This window comes from Candidatus Desulfolinea nitratireducens (genome assembly GCF_982879505.1).
Genome location: NZ_CEYOSI010000294.1, coordinates 1 through 3,526, shown reverse-complemented (window position 1 = coordinate 3,526; position 3,526 = coordinate 1). Strand labels below are relative to the sequence as shown.

The 3,526-nt window shown below is 45.3% G+C and carries 2 protein-coding genes; both read left to right on the top strand.

Annotated elements, in window-relative coordinates; genetic code table 11:
• Window positions 1–820: 820 nt before the first annotated feature.
• Window positions 821–2,413 (top strand): ABC transporter substrate-binding protein, encoded by a 1,593-nt coding sequence (locus AC3DOM_RS16755; protein ID WP_487920181.1) that lies wholly within the window; start codon window positions 821–823, stop codon window positions 2,411–2,413.
• A 132-nt stretch (window positions 2,414–2,545) separates the two neighbouring features.
• Entirely contained in the window at window positions 2,546–3,499 is a 954-nt protein-coding gene (locus AC3DOM_RS16750) for an ABC transporter permease (RefSeq protein WP_487920180.1), read from the top strand.
• Window positions 3,500–3,526 lie beyond the last annotated feature (27 nt).

Below are 3,526 nucleotides of genomic sequence, written 5' to 3'. Positions count from 1 at the left end.
GTAATTGCATTTCTCTAATTTAGCACAAATTCAGCATATTTTCACAACTATCGAGTAATATGTCCTTTTTATTTCACAGAGACCGACCGGTCTGTCTTTTTTTTATTATTACAGATACCCCTTTATCTTTCATCTGACAAATGTCACTTTAACATATTACAATGAACATATTACATCATATTAGCTTCAAGATTTCTCACCCTGCTGAATAAATCACCCCCGCCTAAATTTGAATGGAAAAATTCTATGCCTCGACATAATTAAAGGTCACAATGAAATAAATCAGAAAATGCCTGATACATTAGGAAGAAATACATTTCCTATAATTATTGAAAATTCACTGTGATGTTATAGTAAATGAAATTCGTCACTATGAAAGGTGACATTCGTCAGGTGTAATGAAACGAGTTTTTTGCGATAATTTTTATGAGACCGACCGGTCTGTCCTTGTATAAAGAAATATCACTCTGTTGTTCAGAATACAATACTCGTATTTTTTTCAGATATTTTTTGCTACCTAGCTTTCTTATCAGAAGTTTTTATGCCATTGAATTTTTCACCAGCCAGATGTTTTGTTCAAAACCAGTATTTTTTAGAGAACAAAATGCATAAGTTTAGAGTGTTCCAAACCATGGGATAGGCTAGGAACTTACCCCATGAACGGTGAAAATTCTGTTACCTGTTTTTTAAAAGGCATCATATAACATAACGACTAATTTCGAGAAAAAATGGAGGTAAAAGGATATAAAAGATAATTAACTGATTGTCGTAGTGCAATTGAGAATCTAATTTTGATTGATATTTCCTAGGAGGAGTAACAATGCGTACCAAGAAACTTGTTTGGATAACAACCTTACTACTTGTACTGGCTGTAGCATTAGCTGCTTGCAGCCCGGCAGCACCTGAAGAGCCAGCCCCAGCACCTGAAGAGCCGGCCCCGGCACCTGAAGAGCCGGCCCCAGCACCTGAAGAACCGGCAGTTGATGAACGCGGGACGCTTCGCTTTACCGACGGCCTGGCTTATGGTGGGAACGAGAACCTGGACCCCGTTGATGAAGCCCGCTTCTGGCCATCCATTTCCCTGCTATATGATCGCTTGACAGAGCCTGCCTTTGATTCAATGACTCCAAGCCCATCGTTGGCAGCATCCTGGGAAAGTAATGATGATGCTACTGTGTGGACATTCCACCTTCGCGAGGATGTCTATTTCCATGATGGCACCCAACTCACATCGGCCGATGTGGCTTATTCCGCCAACCATTGGAAAACCTCCGAAACATCCATCCTGGCCTCTACATTTGCTGTTGTTGACAGCATTGAAACGCCGGATGATTTCACCGTTGTTTTCAATCTAAACCAGCCCGTCGTTACCTTTGATCTGACAGTCATGGATTACCGTGCCCGTGTCTTGCCCGTAGATGGCTTGCCCGGTGTCCTGGAGACAGGGATGGGTTCTGGTCCGTTCAAGCTGGAAACCTTGGATGTAGAAGGGGTAACCGTCATGGTTGCCAATGATGATTATTGGGATGGACCTCCTGGGCTTGCAGCAATTGAGGTTTATGGCATCGCTGATGTCGAGGCCCAGGCTACGGCACTCCTCTCTGGTCAGCTTGACTGGCAGGGTGTTACCTATGAAATTTCTCAGCGCTTTGAAGGCAACGATGACTATAAAATCACTCAAATTCCAGGTGGCGATTGGTCAGGATTTGTCATGCGTACCGATATTCCGCCCTTTGACAATTTGGCACTCCGCCAGGCAATGCACCTGGTAGTCGATCGGCAGAAGATGGTCGATCTGGCTCTTTCCGGCGCAGGTACTGTTTCCTGTGACTCGGCCGTTATGCCTGGTGATCCAAATGTGTTGTCAGAATGCTCCTATGAATATGATATCGAAGCGGCTAAAGCCAAGCTGGTAGAAGCTGGTTATCCAGATGGTTTTGAAGTAAATCTGGGTACAGCCGATGTCTGCCAGGACTGGACTGCTCTGACCGAGATCTTCCAGCAAGATGCAGCGCTGGCGGGCATCACCGTCAATATTGTAACAACTTCATCGGATGGTTTCTGGACTGAGCAATGGATGGTGGAACCCTTCGTGATGACCTGCTGGAATGCGCGTGGTGCTGATGCGGCTCTCAATGAGATCTATCGCGGTGGTGGCTCCTGGAATGAATCATTCTGGGCTGTTGATGAGTTTGATGCATTGCTGGATGCGGCTCGTTCCGAGACAGATGCTGATAAACGTCGCCAAAATTACTTGGATGCGCAAATTATGCTCCATGAAGATGGTGGCACAATCATCCCCTATTACTCAAATCTTGTCCGCGTCATGAAGACTTGTATCGATGGGATCCCCCCGCTTTCCGATATCTGGATTGATTGGGATGGAATCACTAAAGATTCAAGCTGCGAATAAGTTCACAGTCAATAATGTATAATGGCGTAGGAGGCAAGGAAACTTGCCTCCTTACGCCTGTTTTTTGTTACTCAAGCAACGTTCGGAAAAAAAATAAAGGATTGAACGTAGCCAGAGAGGAAGTGCCATTTTATGATTGTACTTATTGCACGAAGATTTATTCTCGCTCTGATAACCCTTCTCCTCATCTCTATTATCATCTTTCTTGGCGTTGAAGCCTTACCGGGCGATGCAGCCGATGCCTACCTTGGACAGTCCGCAACTCCCGAAAGTTTGAGGGCCTTACGCGAGGAATTTGGTCTCGACACTCCGGCACACCAACGTTATTTAAACTGGCTGGGAGATATGCTAAAAGGGGATTTGGGCGATTCGATGGCCCGCAGAAAACCTGTTTCTGAGGTCATCGGGAACCAATTTCGTAACACCGTCGTTTTGGCAGCGGCGGCAGCAATTGTCGGCATCCCTCTGGCCATCGTGTTGGGCGTTTTCGCCGGACTTACACGTGATAAATGGCCCGATATCCTTGTTTCTCTTGTAGCGATTCTTGGCATGACCCTGCCAGGATTTGTCACGGCGACCGTCCTGATATACGTATTTTCCATCCGACTGGAGTGGTTTCCTGCAATTGCGATGGTTCCCACAGATGCCCCTGTTATAGAAATACTACCCAATATTTTTTTACCAATCATCACGCTCACCTTTATTATGGTTGCCCATATTTTGCGTTTGGTGCGCACCAATATGATTGAAGTACTGGTGAGCAACTACGTTCAGATGGCACGCTTAAAAGGCGTACCAGCAATGCGGATTGTCTTCCTCCACGCTTTGCCAAATGCCATGCTGCCTTCCATTAATGTCATCGCCCTCACACTTGCCTGGTTATTGGGTGGTGTAGCTATTATCGAAACCGTTTTCAACTACCCTGGTATTGGAAAACTCTTAATCAATGCCATTGGTGACAGAGATCTGGCTCTTGTTCAAGGTATCGCGATTATTCTTGCCGGCATTTATATTGGCGTTAATTTAATTGCCGACTTGCTGGCCCTTGTACTTAATCCTCGCTTGCGGACCTCTCGGGGACACTAAATTTCAAATGATAAATAATCAGTTTAC

Excerpts from the sequence above, each read along its gene's own strand:
- AC3DOM_RS16755 (WP_487920181.1), top strand. The coding sequence starts at position 821 with ATGCGTACCAAGAAACTTGTTTGGATAACAACCTTACTACTTGTACTG.
- AC3DOM_RS16750 (WP_487920180.1), top strand. The coding sequence starts at position 2,546 with ATGATTGTACTTATTGCACGAAGATTTATTCTCGCTCTGATAACCCTT.